A 16,613-nucleotide genomic window follows, 5' to 3' on the forward strand; every position below is an offset into this window, starting at 1 on the left:
TGTATCATTATCATTATAAATGAAAACAAGAGGACTGTCCCGTCAGGTTCATAAAAAACCTCGGTACAGCCCTTTGGCAATTGTCATTTATTCTTCTTTAGGATACTCGACAGTACCTGTTTTATACTCTTTTTCATCAACGAGAATGCGATATTTCCCAACAGTTCCTTCTTCCAATGTGAACTTCATTGTAATGGTCGTATCCTCATAAATGCTGATGAGTTCGTCACTATCTTCAATCTTTTTATTCTTGTCCTCAATAAAAATATCCACTACTTGAGGATCTCCATTGTCCTTGGTATAAGGAATGGTCATTTCCTCTGTAAACTCCTTGGTCGGTACTTCCTTCGGTGGCTCAGGACCCTTAGACATGATAACGTAAACATCCTCACCCTTACTAATAGGAGTATCTGCCACAGGCTTATGAGAAATCACCCTACCTTCTTCAACCTCATCTGAAAACACTTCACTCTGTACAATGATATTTATTTCCTTTGAAGCTTCATATTTATCAAGTGCAGTTTGATCGAAACCTACCAAGCTTTCTAAATCAAACTTTTCAGTTCCCTTACTCACGGTAAAGGTTATCGTCGTTTCATCTGCCACGACTTCTACTCCAGGAGATGGATCCTGGTCGGTGATTGTTCCAGCAGGTTCGGATTCATTGAACTCTTCTTCTTTCTCTACCGTGAATCCTTTTTCTTCAAGTTCAGAGGACACCTCTTCAAAATTCTTTCCTACATAGTCCTCTACTCGAACTTTTTCTTTACCTGTACTAACATAGATATCTATAGCCGATCCTTCATTCGCCATCCGTCCTGCCTTTGGGTTGGTCTTGATTACAAAACCTTCAGGAATCGTTTCATGGGATTGTTTTTTTGTTTCTCCGACGACAAACCCCTCTGAAACGATGGTGGAAATGGCTTCAGTCTGATCTTTTTCGACCACATCGGGCACCTGAATTTCCTTTGGCCCCAGCAGCTCAGGAACGAAAGTAACAGCAGCAACTCCTAAAAGAATAAGCAAAAAGAATAAACTAATAATAAGAATCGGCCACTTCTTTTTACTCTTTTTCTTAGGTGTTCCCTTCTTATTTTTCTTCTTTCCGTTCTTCTTCCCCTCTTGAACGGGAGGAGTTGGCTTCGTTTGTAATTTGTCTGTATCCGAATGATGGTGAACAATCGTATCGTCTAGATTCGAATAAGCCTTTTGATCGGTGATGACCGGAATGGCCTTTGTTGCCTCGTCATCAAGGGGAACGGCGAATTTCGGTTCATTCATCCGGTCCGGGTCCAAGGCTGAGCTCAATGCCTCGTCCATATCCTCGAGGCTTTCATACCGTCTGAATGGGTCTTTAGCCGTTGCCTTTAATACGATATTCTCAACACTCTGTGGAATATCCGGATTCCATCTTCGTAGAGAAGGAGTTTCAGATTGCAAGTGTTTTAAAGCAATCGAAACCGCTGATTCCCCAGAGAATGGGAGTCTGCCCGTTAACAATTCAAACATGACGATTCCAAGTGAGTAGATATCTGATTTCTTTGTGGCCATGCCGCCCCTCGCCTGTTCAGGGGAGAGGTAATGGACCGATCCCAGGACTGAATTGGTCTGGGTGATCGAAGTGGCACTAAGAGCCATCGCGATCCCGAAATCCGTGATCTTCACATTTCCATCTTCATCAAGCAGGATATTGTGAGGCTTAATATCACGGTGAACGATATGATTCTGATGAGCATGAGACATCGCTAAGGTTAACTGCTTCATAATATCGATCGCTTTGTCTACATGAACAGGTGAATGCTGCTGTATGTATTGCTTTAAGGTCATGCCATGAACATATTCCATGACAATATAGTATAGATCGTCTTCTTCTCCTACATCGTATATACTCACAATGTTCGGATGTGTCAAGCTAGTAGCAGATTGGGCTTCTCGTTGGAATCGTTTAATGAATTCCTCTTCATTGGCAAAATCGATTCTGAGCATTTTAATAGCCACTTCACGATCCAAAATCACATCATGAGCTAAATAAACGTTGGCCATCCCTCCGCCGCCGATTAGTTTAATGATTCTGTAACGCCCACTGATGCGCTTTCCTTCCATCATGTTATCACCCGCTTTCCGTTTCAGCGGCAAACTCAACAATTACTACGGTAATATTATCCTCACCGCCATATTCATTGGCTAAATGAACAAGCGACTCTCCTTTATTTTCTAGGGAGTTGTCATGAACCAATATCTCTTTCATTTCTTTTTGGGAGACTTTATTAGAAAGACCGTCTGAACACAATAAAATAACGTCTTCTTCTTCAAACATTATCGTTTTAATATCCATCGTAATTGAAGCTTCCGTACCTATCGCTCTAAGTATTACATTTTTTCTTGGATGATGCTCTGCATCCTCTTTCGAAATTTCACCGCTTCTAACTAATTCATTCACAAGTGTATGGTCTTCTGTTAGCTGATGAAAACCATTTTCGTTCAGAATATATCCTCTGCTGTCACCAATATTAACAATGGTTGCAAATAATGAGGTGCAAATGGCTCCGACAAGAGTCGTTCCCATTCCCTCGCACTCCGAATTGGATTGAGAATAAGTATATACTTCTTTGTTTACTTCGTTAATAGTTGTTTTTAACCAATTTTCGGCTTCATCAGCGGTGTGAAATTTTTCGGTTTTCTCCCATAAGTCCTTTAAGATCGAAATGGTGAGCCCACTAGCAACATCTCCTGCTCGGTGGCCCCCCATTCCATCTGCTACAACAGCTAAATGATCGCCGTGATGATTCACAAATACCCCGGCACTATCTTCATTTAGTTGACGCACTTTCCCTTTGTCCGTAAAATAAACAGTTTTCACTTAGGTCACCTCGTCTCTTCTTCTGCACCTGATTCAAGTAGCTCCTTATACTCATAGTTGGATGCATTTCAGTTCAAAAAATGAATTCACTTTGATTATCTTCGTTATATACGATCAGCTTCACATTCATTCTGAATGGAGTTGATAATGAAAAGAGCGAATATTTTCGGGCTTATCACTTTTGAGGAAATAAACATATGATTACAAAGTATTAGATAATCAAAGATTCATTAAGGGCTGTTGTACTTTTACGACTTTTCTAGTGAGTTTTCCTGCTTTTCTTTCGACATTTGATTTATTTCGACTCATTTTTTTCTAAAACACGAAATGAAAAACCCATCTCCACCAAAATCTTGTGGAAATACTTGTAATTGATTTTCTTTAATAAAAGGAGTAATGGAATCCGGAAGTCCATCTAGAGGATCAGGCTTAAATTCACTATGATCACTTAAGAAAGCCGCCACAGTACCTTCATTCTCATTTTGGTCTACAGTACATGTGCTATAAACTAAAAGTCCATCTTTTTTTAACAGTGGTGCAACCGCTGATAAGATGTCCAGCTGAATCTTTTGTAGTGATAGAAGATCGGACTCTTTTTTAGCATATTTAATATCCGGTTTTCTTCTTAATACACCTAAGCCAGAGCACGGAGCATCGACTAAAATACGATCGAAACTTTCTTTTTCAAACTTCTCTCCTGCTTTTCGACTATCAAGGGTTGCCGACTTTACATTATTTAATCCAAGTCGAGTCGCATTTTCGTCAATTAATTTCACCTTATGCTTGTGTAAGTCCAATGCATGGACTTCACCGGTACCTGAGAGTTTTTCGGCTATGTGGGTCGTTTTGCCCCCAGGTGCTGCACACGCATCTAACACTTTCATCCCCTGTTCAAGCTTTAAAGCATAGGAGACAAGCATGGAACTTTCATCCTGGATGGTACACTGTCCGTTACGATAAGCTTCTGATTTTGCCAGGTTACCTCGAAGTGACTGAATAGCCTCCGGGACAATTGCGCTTACTTTCACTTCATTTCCACTATCCGTTAAACGTTTAACCAGTTCTTCCCGACTGATTTTGGTCATGTTGACACGTGCCGTTTGTTTAGGTGCGATTAAATTGGTTTCACACATTTCTTTCGTCTTCTCCAGACCAAATTGTTCTTCCCATCTCTTCACTAACCAATAAGGATGACTCGTTTCGATGGCCACCCGCTCGATCGGATCTTTAATACTGTCAAGGGAAGGAAGCCCTTTCCTCTGAACAGAACGCAAGACCCCGTTTACTAATCCTGAAATGCCTTTGTGTCCTCTCTTCTTGGCGATTTCTACAGCTTCAAAGAAAACAGCACGGTCAGGAATTCGATCTAAGTACACAAGCTGATAAAGGGATAAGCGCAAAAGTTGACGAACCCACTCATCCAGCTTCCCTTTAATAAATGGAGCTAAATAGAAATCCAACGTCATTTTCCGTTGAATGGTTCCATACGTCAGCTCCGTTAATAATCCAATGTCTTTACTTGGCAGTTGATTTTTTTCAATCACAGAATTCAATAATAAATTACTATACGATTGATTTTTCTCTACTGCTTCAATGACATCAAGCGCTGCTTCACGAACGGTTTTATTTCTTTTACTCATTATTTTCTCCTAACATCATTCCTGCTTTTAGGTGAGAGCCAGCCCCACGCAGGTAATCCTTTGCACTCATTCTCTTTTTACCGGAAGGCTGTAAATCGGTTATTTTAATTCCCACAGAATTGCCTGTAGAAACGACGAATCCATCCTCTTCAATCTTCACGATTTCACCAGGTGCAGCAGAAGTACCTCCGACTTTTTCTCCCCACCAAACTTTGATCACAGAATTTTCTAATGTAGTGTAAGCAACCGGCCAAGGGTGAAGTCCTCTAATATGGTTGTAGATTTCTTCTCCAGTTTTCTTCCAGTCAATTTTTTCTTGTTCCCGCTTGATGTTTCGTGCAAACGTCGCTTTTGAATCATCTTGCTTGACCGGGGAAATGTCCCCCGCTAATAATTTGGGCATCGTTTCAATCAGTAACGCTGCACCTGCAACACTTAGTTTGTCATGAAGCGTCCCGACATGATCCCGCTCTTCAATATCCACTTCCACTTGACTTATAATGTCTCCTGCATCAAGCTTTTCGACCATATACATAATGGTAATGCCCGTTTTCTCTTTTCCTTGGAGAATGGAATAATGAATGGGTGCCCCCCCTCTAAGTTCAGGAAGTAAAGAGGCGTGAACATTGATACATCCATATTGTGGAGCTTCCAGTAATTCGTTAGGAAGAATTTGCCCAAAGGCCGCTGTAACTATAAGATCAGGCTTCAATGCAAGCACTTTGTTTAACTCATCTTCATTCTTTATTTTCTCTGGTTGGTAGACTGGGATCCCGTGTTTTTCAGCTGCTACTTTTACAGGAGGAGGCGTGAGGATCCTTTTTCTTCCCACCGGGCGGTCAGGCTGTGTCACAACCGCAATAACATCATACTTTTCATCTAATAGAGATTGAAGAACAGGAACTGAAAAATCAGGTGTTCCCATAAAAATCACTTTCGTCATTAAGCTTCATACCTTTCTAATTCTTCTTCTGTAACATATTTTTCTACCTTTGAGGTAAATAGGATACCGTGAAGATGATCGATTTCATGTTGAATCGCTCTCGCTAAAAAATCCTCCGCATGAAATTCAATCATTCTTCCTTTTCGGTCATGCGTTTTGACCTTGATGGAATAAGGACGGGTCACTTCGCCATATAAGCCCGGGAAACTTAAGCATCCTTCGAGGTCGGTTTGAGATCCCTCCGCCTCGACGATTTCCGGATTGATAAGCTCGATTGTTCCAGTGTCATCCCCGACATCGACCACTGCTATCTGAAGGTCGATTCCTACTTGGGGCGCTGCAAGGCCGACACCGTCCGCTTCAAGCATAGTATCATACATATTTGCAAGTAATTTTTTTAATTTCTTATCAAATGCCGTTACCTTCTCACATTCTTTTTCTAAGATCGGATCAGGGTGCATTACAATTGGAAGTATTGCCATAAGTCTCCTCCATTTTTCCGTATAAATAGTGTTACATCATCATATAAGGGTTCACATCTATGGAGATTGTTAACCCTTGGGATGCATATTGTTGCTGGTACTGGTCTAATACTGTCTTTAATGTAGTTCCAAGATTTGGTTCCAGCTTGTATTTTATCAAACATTGATAGCGATATCTATTCTTTATCCTGGGGATTGGTGATGCAACGGGCCCAAGAATAATCGTTGTGTCGGATAGCTTTGAACGAATATAGTTCGTCATCTTCTCTGCAATATCCACCACTTTCATTAAATCTTCATGACTCAATGTGATCAGAGTGATGTAGTAAAAAGGAGGATAGGAACCCATTTTCCTCATCATCATTTCCTGCTGATAAAAACGGTTGTAATCATGATTTGACGCTAACTCGATTGAATAATGCTCAGGTGTATACGTTTGAATCACGACTTCTCCGGGCAGCTTGTGTCTGCCGGCCCGCCCACTTACTTGTGTCAGTAATTGAAACGTCTTTTCTGCTGCTCTGAAATCCGGAAGATGGAGCATGGTATCTGCACTGAGAACCCCAACAAGTGTGATATTCGGAAAATCGAGACCCTTAGCAATCATTTGAGTACCAAGAAGGATATCCGCTTTCCCTTCTCCAAAGGCTGTTAACAGTTTTTCATGGGAGCCTTTTCGTGAAGTTGTATCTACATCCATACGAATGATTCGAGCATCTGGAATGAGTTTCGTCAATTCCTCTTCAACCTTTTGAGTTCCGGTCCCAAAATAACGAATATGCTCACTCGTACATTCAGGGCAAGTACTTGGAACTCCCTCCTCGTAACCGCAATAATGACACTTCATGCCATTTGAAAAACGATGATAGGTCAAAGATATGTCGCAGTTTGGACACTGAAGGACAAAGCCGCAATCTCTGCACATGATGAAGGAGGAATGCCCTCTTCTATTCAGGAATAGAACGGTTTGCTCTCCCTTTGCCATCCGGTCCTGAAGCTTTTCGAATAGTTTTGTTGAAAACATGGAACGGTTTCCCTTCCTCAGTTCCTCTCTCATATCCACAATGTCAACGGATGGTAATGGACCGTCATTCATGCGTTTATCCAAAGTGAGAAGCTCATATACACCTTTCGATGCCCGTGCAAAGGATTCCAAAGAAGGTGTAGCACTTCCTAAAATTACAGGGCACTTATGATATTCCCCTCGATAAATGGCGATGTCTTTAGCATGATAACGGGGATTTTCCTCTTGCTTGTAACTTGTCTCATGCTCTTCATCGATAATGATGATCCCGATATTTTCAAAAGGGGCAAAAACGGCTGAGCGGGCACCGACCACTACTTTTACTTCCTTACGCTGAATTTTCCTCCACTCATCATATTTTTCACCAACTGACAAACCGCTGTGCAGTACAGCTACATCATTTCCGAAACGGCCCTTAAAACGGTGAACCATTTGGGGGGTAAGGGATATTTCAGGAACTAATACAATCGCTTCCTTCCCTTCTTGTAAGACCCGTTGAATGGACTGCAGGTAAATTTCTGTTTTACCACTCCCTGTTACTCCGTAAAGAAGGAATGTATGATGTTTGTCTTGATCGATGGTGTTTAGTATAGGACGAATCGCTTGGTCTTGCTGGGACGTCAACGTTAGGGGTGAGGTTTTCTCAAATGTTTTGTTTTCAAAGGGGTCACGATACATTTCAACGTTTTTTTCAATCAGAAGCCCTTTATTGACCAACGATTTAACGGTAGATGAAGTGGTTGCCATCTCTTCAAGGAGGGTTGACGCTAGTATCCCGTCACCACCCGGAGCAGAATCACTCATGTACTCTAGGATTTGTTTCTGCTTATTTGCTTGAAGGGGCAGGCTGTTCTTTACCTCTTCTAAATCATCGTCTGGAACATTAAGATAAAGTTTTCGAACCGTTTTCTTATTTCCTTTCGCTTTCACCCTGTAAATCACTTCCACCGAACCATTTTTAACCTCTTTATGAATGAGAGGTAGAAGTCCGCTGTCTTCAATCGCTTTCCAGGAAACCTCTTTCCCCTGCTGAAAGAAGCGCTGTAAAGAGTGATGAAGCTCGTCAGGTCCCTTGTTTTCTTCTAGCTGAAAGAACTTTTCGTATTTGGCTTTCATTGCTGCAGGCAGCATGGATTGAAAAGCAGAGATTTTAAAACAAAGTGTTTTCTCTGTCAGCCAGTTCCCCAGTTTAAGCAATTCGTTGTTGAGAACTGGTACAAGATCCATTGGCTCAATGACCGGTTTGAGTTTCGACACTTCGCCTTTTTCCTTTAATTCAATCACAAAACCTTGAATTTTCCTTGGTCCAAACGGAACAACCACCCTCATGCCGGGAAGGATGCTGCCTCTCCATTCATCCGGGATACTATAGTCGTAGGTGCGATCCGTTTGCATGGCAGGGACGTCGACGATTACACTAGCTACGTTCATATGGCGTACCCTTCTTTAATTGCCGGACTGCTTCTTTATAGATTTCTTTCGCTACATCCACTTTTGATAATAACGGCAGATCCCGAACGTCCCCACCTTTTGTCACGATTGAAACCCGGTTTGTGTCGGTACCAAAGCCTGACCCCGCTTCTTTCACATTATTTGCTACGATCATATCTGCCTGTTTTTTTTCAAGCTTAGCCTTGGCATACTCCTCAACATTTGTTGTTTCCGCAGCAAATCCGATAAGAAATTGATGATTCTTTCTCTCTCCAAGACTTTTTAAGATATCCTTCGTCCTTTCGAATTCAATCACGAGATTTCCATCTTTTTTCTTTAACTTATCCCCGAATATTTCTTTCGGACGATAATCAGCCACCGCAGCGCTCTTCACCACGATATCCGCCGTTGGAAAAGCTGCGTGAACCGCATTGTACATGTCTTCGGCACTCATGACGGAAACCAATTCAACACCACGTGGAATCGGTAAATGAGATGGTCCTGAAATCAACACGACCCGGGCTCCTAAAGACACAGCTGCTTCTGCAAGGGCATAGCCCATTTTCCCCGTTGAACGATTGGAAAAGAAGCGTACAGGATCCACCATTTCCCTGGTAGGGCCAGCTGTTATCACTACTTTTTTCCCTTGTAATAGCATTCCTTCACTATCAAGATCTGAAAAATAGCGATCAACCAACTCCACTACTCTTTCAGGTTCTTCTAATCTTCCTTTTCCAACGTATCCACAAGCCAAATACCCTTCACTTGGTTCGACAAATTCGTAGCCAAACTCAAAAAGGGTATTAATATTTCGTTTCACCGCTGGATGATCATACATATGTACATTCATGGCTGGGGCAATCCAGACTTTCGTTGTAGTTGCCAGTATAGTTGTAGATATCATGTCATCTGCAATTCCATTCGCGAGCTTCCCGATGATGTTGGCCGTTGCTGGAGCTACGAGTACAAGGTCCGCCCAGTCAGCTAAGTCGATATGAGCAATCTTTGACGAATCCTTTTCATCAAAGGTATCCCAATATACATCTTGACGGGATAATGCTTGGAAGGTAAGTGGAGCCACAAATTTTTGAGCTGATTCAGTCATGATGACTTTCACTTCGGCACCGCTTTGGACCAGCTTGCTTGTTAAAGCAGCCGCTTTGTATACAGCAATTCCACCAGATACACATAGCAGTATTTTTTTCCCCTTGATCATTCTGCTTTCCCCCATTACTCTTTATACTTCCTTTATTATGAAGGATATTGATAGAAAAAGAAAATAGGGTTGTCCCGAAAAGATCATGAAATCTTTCGAGTCAACCCCCTAGAGTTTTTCATTAAGCATGATGATGCTTATTCATCAGAATAAACAGCTTTGGCATCTCTTTCTTTCATAGATAATTGACCGGCCTGAATTTCTTCAAGGGCTTTTCCTACAAATTTTTGAGACTCATAGCGGTTCAAACGGTAATCCCCTGTGTCTTGCAGGTTTCTCGCTCGCTTAGCCGCAATACTGACTAACGAATATTTAGAATCAATCTTCTTCATTAATGAATCAATGGATGGGTTTAACATTTATTCAACCTCCAGCATATTTAAGTATCGTTGTTGCACTCGTTCCCGTTTACAGTGTTCTGCTTGAACAATGGATTTAATCTTGTTTACTGCATTTTCAATTTGATCATTTTCAACAATGTAATCATATAAATTCATCATTTCGATTTCTTTTCTAGCAGTATTCATTCTGCCCTGAATCAAATCATCCGTTTCAGTTCCTCTTGTTACGAGACGATTCTGAAGTTCAGAAAGACTAGGGGGTGCCAGGAAGATAAATAAACCTTCAGGGAATTTATCTCTAACCTGCTGTGCACCTTGCACTTCAATTTCAAGAAAAACATCTCTTCCTGCATCAAGTGTCTCTCGAACGTAATCAACCGGAGTGCCATAATAGTTTCCAACGAACTCTGCATACTCCAAGAGCTTTCCTTGCTTTATAAGCACTTCAAACTCTTCTCTTGATTTAAAGAAATAATCTACACCATCCACTTCTCCTTCTCGGGGTTTACGAGTGGTCATGGAGATGGAATATTCAAATTTTGTATCTTCTTGGGAAAAAATCGCTTTACGAACGGTTCCTTTTCCTACACCTGAAGGTCCGGATAGAACGATCAGCAATCCTTTTTCTTTCATTTATTTACCCTGCCCTTCTTCTACTATATCCTCTTTATCCGTTAAACGATGAGCAACGGTTTCGGGTTGAACAGCTGAAAGAATAACGTGATCGCTATCCGTAATAATAACCGCTCTTGTTCTTCTTCCGTATGTAGCATCAACAAGTGTTCCCCGGTCTCTTGCATCCTGAATCAAGCGTTTGATCGGTGCTGATTCGGGACTAACAATCGAGATGATCCGGTTAGCTGAAACGATATTTCCAAATCCTATATTGATGAGCTTAATCGACATAACGCTCCTCCTAATCAATAGTTTAGTTTCGCCGGAATGATGGGAAACTAAACTTCTTATTCTACATTTTGCACTTGTTCTCTTAGCTTCTCGAGTGTTGATTTCAGTTCCACAACAATCGTGGCGATAAAGGAATCATTTGCTTTCGAACCAATCGTGTTCACTTCCCGGTTCATTTCCTGGATCATGAAATCCAACTTCCTGCCTACAGGCCCTTCACCAGCCAATGTGGAATGAAAATACTGGATATGACTTTCTAATCTCGTCAGTTCCTCGGTAATATCCGATTTATCAGCAAAAATGGCAACTTCCATAAGTAAACGACTTTCATCGAAGGAAGTTTCATTGTATTCGAGAATCCTTTTTCTTAACCGCTCTCTATATTGATCGACCAGTTCAGGAGCATGATTGGTAAGTTCAACAATTTTGTTCTCAAAATGATTGAGATGGGTGAGAAAATCCTTCTTGAGAAGCTGTCCTTCTTTTTCCCGCATTAACCTAAGGTCAGTTGCCGCTTTTTCTACAGCTTTTAACACCAAATGCTCAAGTTCTTCATTTTCTTCTTCCATTTCTTCAATCAACACAAATTCTTCCCTGTTTAAGAGGTGGGCTAATTGCACTTCATCTTTTAGGGAGAAGGTTTCTTTCACTTTATTTACTAACTGATAATAATCTTGAATGAGCTTCCAGTCAATATGTAGATTTTTATGTACTAAGCCATCACCGGTAATGGTGATGAAAATATCCACTTTCCCTCTCTTAACGGACTGGGATAGTTGTTTTTTAATTTTATCCTCAAGTTTCATTAATTGGCGGGGCATTCTTATGTAACATTCACTGAATCTGTGATTAACGGATTTCATTTCTACCGTTACAGTATGTTGTTCAGAGTCTACTTTGCTTCTACCAAAGCCTGTCATACTGACAACCATTACGATCACATCCAATCTTTTGACGTAGATCAACTGATTTCATGCGTGCATTCACACTATAAAAAAAGGTAATAGAGGCTTTTCTCTATTACCTTTAGGATTATACCACATTTCACTATTTTTTTCTTGCAAAAAATGACCCTGCCAGCAAAAACGTTGGAACGGAGCTTAATCCGATGATTAAGAACCAGTCTTTTAGCGCGATCGGTACTGTATGGAAGATCGGCTGCAATGATGGGATGTAGATCACAAGAAGCATTAATACGAGTGAAGATAACACGGCCCACACCAGATACATATTTCCAAACGGATTTCTTGAAAACACTGATACTTCACTTCGACAGTCGAACACATGTATCAGCTGTGCCATAACCAATGTAGCAAAGGCAACCGTTTGGGCATAAGCCAAGTGATCAGGATGAGTCTTATATGACAACATAAATGCAAGTAAAGTGACTCCTCCGATTAAGAATCCCCTTGACACCACTTTCCAACCTAATCCCCTTGCAAACACCCCTTCTTTCGGATGTCTTGGCTTTCTCTTCATGACATCATCTTCAGGCTTATCAAGACCCAGTGCCATGGCAGGAAGCCCATCTGTCACAAGGTTCACCCATAGAATCTGAATCGGCACCAATGGAAGTGGGAGTGCAAGAATCATAGCAAAGAGCATGACGAGGATTTCCCCGACGTTCGAAGCCAGCAGGTACCGGATAAACTTTCTGATATTTTCATAGATGTTCCTGCCTTCCTGAATCGCCGATTTAATCGTCGCAAAGTTATCATCCAACAGGACCAGTGAGGAAGATTCCTTGGCTACATCCGTTCCGGTTATTCCCATCGCTACTCCAATATCGGAGGATTTTATAGCAGGAGCGTCATTTACTCCATCCCCGGTCATCGCCACCACATGTCCCCTGTTTTGCAGGGCTTTGACGATTTTCAATTTATGCTCAGGAGAAACTCGTGCAAATACGGATACATCTTCTACCATTTCTTCTAGTTCATGTACTTCCATTTGATTTAACGCTTTTCCATCCAGAACGCGATCCTTGTTTTTTAAGATCCCGAGTTGTTTAGCAATCGCTTTAGCCGTTAAAATATGATCCCCAGTAATCATGACCGTCTTGATACCGGCTGCACGGCACTCTTTTACCGCCTGCTTCACTTCAGGTCTGGGAGGATCAATCATACCTTGTAAGCCAATGAAGGTGACTCCTTCTTCAATTTTTTCTTCGGTAATTCCTTCCATGGAACTTTCATTGAGGGGTTTATACGCGATCGCAATGTTCCGTAGGGCATTGGAAGACATCTCGCTGATTGCATCTTCTACTTTTTGAGACATTTCAGTTGTTTTATGTTGAAGTCTTCCTTCCCACAAGATGGATTCGCTTTTACCGACCAATACGTCGGGAGCACCTTTCGTTACAGAGAATTGTTTCCCATTTTGATCGACTACGATAATACTCATCATCTTTCTGGTAGAATCAAAGGGGAATTCTTTTACAACCTTAAATTTTTTCTGCAAAGACTCCCGGCTTAATCCAGCTTTCAACCCTGCAACAAGAAGAGCCCCTTCTGTAGGATCTCCATCAACTGCAAAGCTTTCTTCACGTGTCACCAGTTCTGCATGATTGCAAAGCATTCCAAAAGTTAATAATTGTTGCAGGGCGTTCTCATTGTGAGGTGTAACCCTTTGTTCCCCGTTGTAGAATTGGCCGTTCGGCTCATATCCGGTCCCCGTTACCGTCCACGTTCTCCCTCCACTCCATAGATGTGTGACCGTCATCTTATTTTGGGTCAGAGTCCCTGTTTTATCTGAGCATATTACCGATGCACAACCTAATGTTTCAACAGCCGGCAGCTTTCGAACGATCGCTTTCTTCTTGATCATCCGCTGGACGCCGAGGGAAAGGGCAACGGTGACAATGGCTGGTAAGCCTTCAGGAATAGCGGCTACAGCCAATGAAACTCCCGCTAAGAACATGGTGTACATATCATGGCCTTGGATCACACCGATTCCTACGACTAATGCCGTCAATACGAGGGCAACCGTGATCAGTATTTTCCCTAATTCTTCAAGCTTTCTTTGAAGTGGAGTTATCATCGTTTCTGCTTTTTGAATCATATCAGCAATTTGTCCCATCGCTGTTTTCATTCCGATTGATGTAACCACACCAATTCCATTACCCCTTGTGACCATCGTCCCCATAAAGGCCATATTCTCTAAGTCACCGAGACTCATATTTTCGCCATTAACGGGGTTCGTTAATTTAGTAACAGGTACAGATTCCCCTGTTAAGGCAGATTCCTCTATTTCCAGGTTGTTCGCTTCAATGAGGCGTACATCTGCCCCGATCCGATCGCCGCTTCCAAAGCGAATAATATCTCCAATAATAACCTCTTTTGAAGCGATCTTCACCCATTCCCCATCCCTTAATATCGAAACCTGAGGTGCTGAGAGTTCCTTTAAAGCCTGTAGGGACCTTTCTGCTTTTCGCTCTTGAAAAAAACCTAAAAAACCGTTGATTAATACAATGGCAATGATTGCAATCGCATCGATGTATTCCCCAAGTAATCCTGAAATGAGTGTGGCTGCCAATAACACAAGAACCATAAAGTCCTTAAATTGACTGAAAAATAATAACAAAGCCGATTGCTTCTCAGCTTCTTCTAATTGATTGTACCCATATTGTTTCCGTCTTTTAGCTACATCCTCTGTTGAAAGACCTTCTTGATAATTGGTATTCAATGACTGCTCTATATCCTCTTGTCTCATCTCATGAAATTTCATGCAACCATTTCACTCTCCTCCTACGGTACGAAAAGTTGTCCCTTCTCATAGCATTCTTATTCAGACTCGTCCTAAAAAATGATATGATTTATGTATGTTTTGCATTTTATCGTTTAGAAGGGTAAAATCGATTACATTTGAAACACGGAGATCTTGACAAAGTCGGATAGAATTAAAAACGAATGAAACCGTTTAAAGTAGAGGATGTTTTATATGTCATTTGATGGATTATTTACGAGAAGCATGACGAAAGAATTGAATGAAAACTTATTACACGGACGCATTAATAAAATACATCAACCTTATAAAAATGAAATCATCATGATTATCCGGGCGAATGGAAAAAATCACAAAGTTTTATTATCCGCCCACCCCAATTATTCCAGGGTACAATTAACCAACGAAAATTACGAAAACCCTTCTGTTCCTCCTATGTTTTGTATGCTTTTACGTAAGCATCTGGAAGGGTATATCGTAGAAGGAATCAAACAAGTAGAGTTGGACCGGATGATTATATTTGAAGTAAAAGGAAGAAATGAAATCGGTGATATTTCATACAAACAATTAATTATTGAGATCATGGGCCGACACAGCAATATTATTTTAGTTGATAAAGAACGAAATATGATTCTGGATAGTATCAAGCATATTTCACCAAGTATGAATACCCATCGTACCGTTTTACCGGGACATACGTATGTTCTACCCCCACAGCAGGATAAGAGAAATCCTCTTGAAGCAACAAGTGATGATATCCTAAGAGCACTGGACTTTAATTCCGGCAAACTCGATAAGCAGATCGTTCAATCTTTCGCCGGAATTTCTCCTCTCTACGCTAAGGAAGTCGTCCACCGGGCAGGAATTGGAAGCCAGTCGACCTTTGCAGAATCCTTCTTAGAATTGATTCAACATGCAAAATCGAATGACTCAACACCAACCCTCATTAGCGGAGAAAAAGAAACGTTTTACTGGATGAATCTTGACCATCTTCAAGGAGAGAAACAAACCTTTCCTTCGTTAAGTGCATTATTAGACCGGTTCTTCTATCAGAAGGCGGCACGAGATCGGGTCAAGCAACAAGGAAACGATTTGGAACGATTCATTCGAAACGAAAGGGATAAAAATGTAAACAAAATCGAAAAATTAAAGCAAACGTTGGAGGATGCCCGACAGGCTGATCGCTATCAATTGCTGGGTGAACTCCTCACGTCGAATCTATATGCCGTTGAACGAGGAATGACTGAGGTTAGCGTTGTAAATTACTATGATGAAAACGGGGAAAGCATTACGATCCCCCTCAACCCACAAAAGTCTCCTTCGGATAATGCCCAAAACTATTTCTCACGCTATCAAAAAGCAAAAAATGCAGTGAAAATCGTACATGAGCAAATTGAAAAAGCCGACAATGAGATAAAGTATCTAGAGCAATTACTTCAGCAATTAGAATCGGCTTCTACGAAAGATGTAGAAGAGATCAGAGAAGAACTTGAGGAAGAAGGTTACCTGAGGGTTCGCAAGCAGACGAAAAAGAAAAAGGCCAATGTGAAGCCCGTTCTGGAAAACTACACATCGAGTGATGGCACACAAATATTAGTCGGGAAAAACAATAAACAAAACGACTATCTAACAAACAGAGTCGCAGGAAGGGAAGAGATTTGGCTTCACACGAAGGATATTCCCGGCTCCCATGTTGTAATCAAGAGTCAGAATCCTTCCGATGAGACGATCAAGGAAGCGGCTAACATTGCTGCCTACTTTAGTAAAGCACGTGATTCAAGCTCGGTACCTGTTGATTTCACTCAAGTCAAACAGGTAAAGAAACCAAAAGGAGCCAAGCCGGGGTTTGTCATCTATGAAGGACAGCAAACCGTGTATGTGACACCTGATTTGGATTTGGTCCGGTCATTAAAAGAATAATTTTAGTTAGAATGTACTTTCCCCCAGGCTGATATTGGCCTGGGGAAAGTATTTTGGTTATAGTACAGGCGAAAAATGCAGAAAGGCAGATAAACGCCTCCCCACTATCATTCTCCTATTAAAACTA

The 16,613-nt window shown here is 41.4% G+C and carries 13 protein-coding genes; 1 reads left to right on the forward strand and 12 read right to left on the reverse strand.

Translation table 11 applies throughout. The annotated features are described in order from the left end of the window. Nucleotides 1-87 precede the first annotated feature (87 nt). The 12 genes from pknB to ACFQWC_RS07970 all read right to left on the reverse strand — a co-directional run bounded on the left by pknB (nucleotide 88) and on the right by ACFQWC_RS07970 (nucleotide 14,569). The gene (gene pknB, locus ACFQWC_RS07915; RefSeq protein WP_299740765.1) at nucleotides 88-2,106 is read right to left on the reverse strand and encodes a Stk1 family PASTA domain-containing Ser/Thr kinase; all 2,019 of its coding nucleotides are present in this window, start codon (nucleotides 2,104-2,106) and stop codon (nucleotides 88-90) included. Between the two features lie 4 nt (nucleotides 2,107-2,110). Then, nucleotides 2,111-2,860: a Stp1/IreP family PP2C-type Ser/Thr phosphatase gene (locus ACFQWC_RS07920; protein WP_299740763.1), complete on the reverse strand. Its 750-nt coding sequence runs from the start codon at nucleotides 2,858-2,860 to the stop codon at nucleotides 2,111-2,113. A gap of 305 nt (nucleotides 2,861-3,165) precedes the next feature. Then, nucleotides 3,166-4,500, reverse strand: coding sequence for a 16S rRNA (cytosine(967)-C(5))-methyltransferase RsmB (rsmB, locus tag ACFQWC_RS07925; RefSeq protein WP_299740761.1), 1,335 nt, complete (start codon nucleotides 4,498-4,500; stop codon nucleotides 3,166-3,168). Further along, on the reverse strand, nucleotides 4,493-5,443 hold the full coding sequence (gene fmt, locus ACFQWC_RS07930; RefSeq protein ID WP_299740759.1) for a methionyl-tRNA formyltransferase: 951 nt from the start codon (nucleotides 5,441-5,443) through the stop codon (nucleotides 4,493-4,495). The genes rsmB and fmt overlap by 8 nt, the downstream gene beginning before the upstream one ends. Continuing rightward, entirely contained in the window at nucleotides 5,443-5,925 is a 483-nt protein-coding gene (def, locus tag ACFQWC_RS07935) for a peptide deformylase (RefSeq protein ID WP_299740757.1), read from the reverse strand. The genes fmt and def overlap by 1 nt, the downstream gene beginning before the upstream one ends. Nucleotides 5,926-5,956: 31 nt before the next feature. Next, nucleotides 5,957-8,380 (reverse strand): primosomal protein N', encoded by a 2,424-nt coding sequence (gene priA / locus ACFQWC_RS07940; protein ID WP_299740755.1) that lies wholly within the window; start codon nucleotides 8,378-8,380, stop codon nucleotides 5,957-5,959. Next, nucleotides 8,367-9,596 carry a bifunctional phosphopantothenoylcysteine decarboxylase/phosphopantothenate--cysteine ligase CoaBC gene (coaBC, locus tag ACFQWC_RS07945; RefSeq protein ID WP_299740753.1) on the reverse strand — a complete coding sequence of 410 codons (1,230 nt, stop codon included), beginning with the start codon at nucleotides 9,594-9,596 and terminating at the stop codon, nucleotides 8,367-8,369. Before coaBC ends, priA begins: the two co-directional genes overlap by 14 nt. A gap of 137 nt (nucleotides 9,597-9,733) precedes the next feature. After that, nucleotides 9,734-9,955 (reverse strand): DNA-directed RNA polymerase subunit omega, encoded by a 222-nt coding sequence (gene rpoZ / locus ACFQWC_RS07950; RefSeq protein ID WP_299740751.1) that lies wholly within the window; start codon nucleotides 9,953-9,955, stop codon nucleotides 9,734-9,736. Further along, entirely contained in the window at nucleotides 9,956-10,570 is a 615-nt protein-coding gene (gene gmk / locus ACFQWC_RS07955; RefSeq protein WP_299740749.1) for a guanylate kinase, read from the reverse strand. After that, the gene (remA, locus tag ACFQWC_RS07960) at nucleotides 10,571-10,843 is read right to left on the reverse strand and encodes an extracellular matrix/biofilm regulator RemA (RefSeq protein ID WP_044337446.1); all 273 of its coding nucleotides are present in this window, start codon (nucleotides 10,841-10,843) and stop codon (nucleotides 10,571-10,573) included. A gap of 56 nt (nucleotides 10,844-10,899) precedes the next feature. Next, nucleotides 10,900-11,775, reverse strand: a complete 876-nt coding sequence (locus tag ACFQWC_RS07965) for a YicC/YloC family endoribonuclease (RefSeq protein WP_299740746.1) — start codon at nucleotides 11,773-11,775, stop codon at nucleotides 10,900-10,902. Nucleotides 11,776-11,890: 115 nt separating this feature from the next. Beyond that, nucleotides 11,891-14,569 (reverse strand): cation-translocating P-type ATPase, encoded by a 2,679-nt coding sequence (locus ACFQWC_RS07970; RefSeq protein WP_299740744.1) that lies wholly within the window; start codon nucleotides 14,567-14,569, stop codon nucleotides 11,891-11,893. Between the two features lie 213 nt (nucleotides 14,570-14,782). Between ACFQWC_RS07970 and ACFQWC_RS07975 the strand changes: the two genes are divergently transcribed. After that, complete coding sequence (locus ACFQWC_RS07975) at nucleotides 14,783-16,486, forward strand: Rqc2 family fibronectin-binding protein (RefSeq protein ID WP_299740742.1); 1,704 nt, start codon at nucleotides 14,783-14,785, stop codon at nucleotides 16,484-16,486. The last annotated feature ends 127 nt before the right edge of the window (nucleotides 16,487-16,613 follow it).

It is taken from the genome of Rossellomorea sp. GCM10028870 (assembly GCF_042666755.1).
Classification (GTDB): domain Bacteria; phylum Bacillota; class Bacilli; order Bacillales; family Bacillaceae_B; genus Rossellomorea.

What these genes read in the sequence shown, in the direction of transcription:
- remA (WP_044337446.1), bottom strand. Translation starts at nt 10,843, where the DNA reads ATGTCGATTAAGCTCATCAATATAGGATTTGGAAATATCGTTTCAGCT.
- ACFQWC_RS07975 (WP_299740742.1), top strand. Translation starts at nt 14,783, where the DNA reads ATGTCATTTGATGGATTATTTACGAGAAGCATGACGAAAGAATTGAAT.
- pknB (WP_299740765.1), bottom strand. Translation starts at nt 2,106, where the DNA reads ATGATGGAAGGAAAGCGCATCAGTGGGCGTTACAGAATCATTAAACTA.
- gmk (WP_299740749.1), bottom strand. Translation starts at nt 10,570, where the DNA reads ATGAAAGAAAAAGGATTGCTGATCGTTCTATCCGGACCTTCAGGTGTA.
- ACFQWC_RS07965 (WP_299740746.1), bottom strand. Translation starts at nt 11,775, where the DNA reads ATGGTTGTCAGTATGACAGGCTTTGGTAGAAGCAAAGTAGACTCTGAA.
- coaBC (WP_299740753.1), bottom strand. Translation starts at nt 9,596, where the DNA reads ATGATCAAGGGGAAAAAAATACTGCTATGTGTATCTGGTGGAATTGCT.
- fmt (WP_299740759.1), bottom strand. Translation starts at nt 5,443, where the DNA reads ATGACGAAAGTGATTTTTATGGGAACACCTGATTTTTCAGTTCCTGTT.
- def (WP_299740757.1), bottom strand. Translation starts at nt 5,925, where the DNA reads ATGGCAATACTTCCAATTGTAATGCACCCTGATCCGATCTTAGAAAAA.
- rpoZ (WP_299740751.1), bottom strand. Translation starts at nt 9,955, where the DNA reads ATGTTAAACCCATCCATTGATTCATTAATGAAGAAGATTGATTCTAAA.
- ACFQWC_RS07970 (WP_299740744.1), bottom strand. Translation starts at nt 14,569, where the DNA reads ATGAAATTTCATGAGATGAGACAAGAGGATATAGAGCAGTCATTGAAT.
- priA (WP_299740755.1), bottom strand. Translation starts at nt 8,380, where the DNA reads ATGAACGTAGCTAGTGTAATCGTCGACGTCCCTGCCATGCAAACGGAT.
- rsmB (WP_299740761.1), bottom strand. Translation starts at nt 4,500, where the DNA reads ATGAGTAAAAGAAATAAAACCGTTCGTGAAGCAGCGCTTGATGTCATT.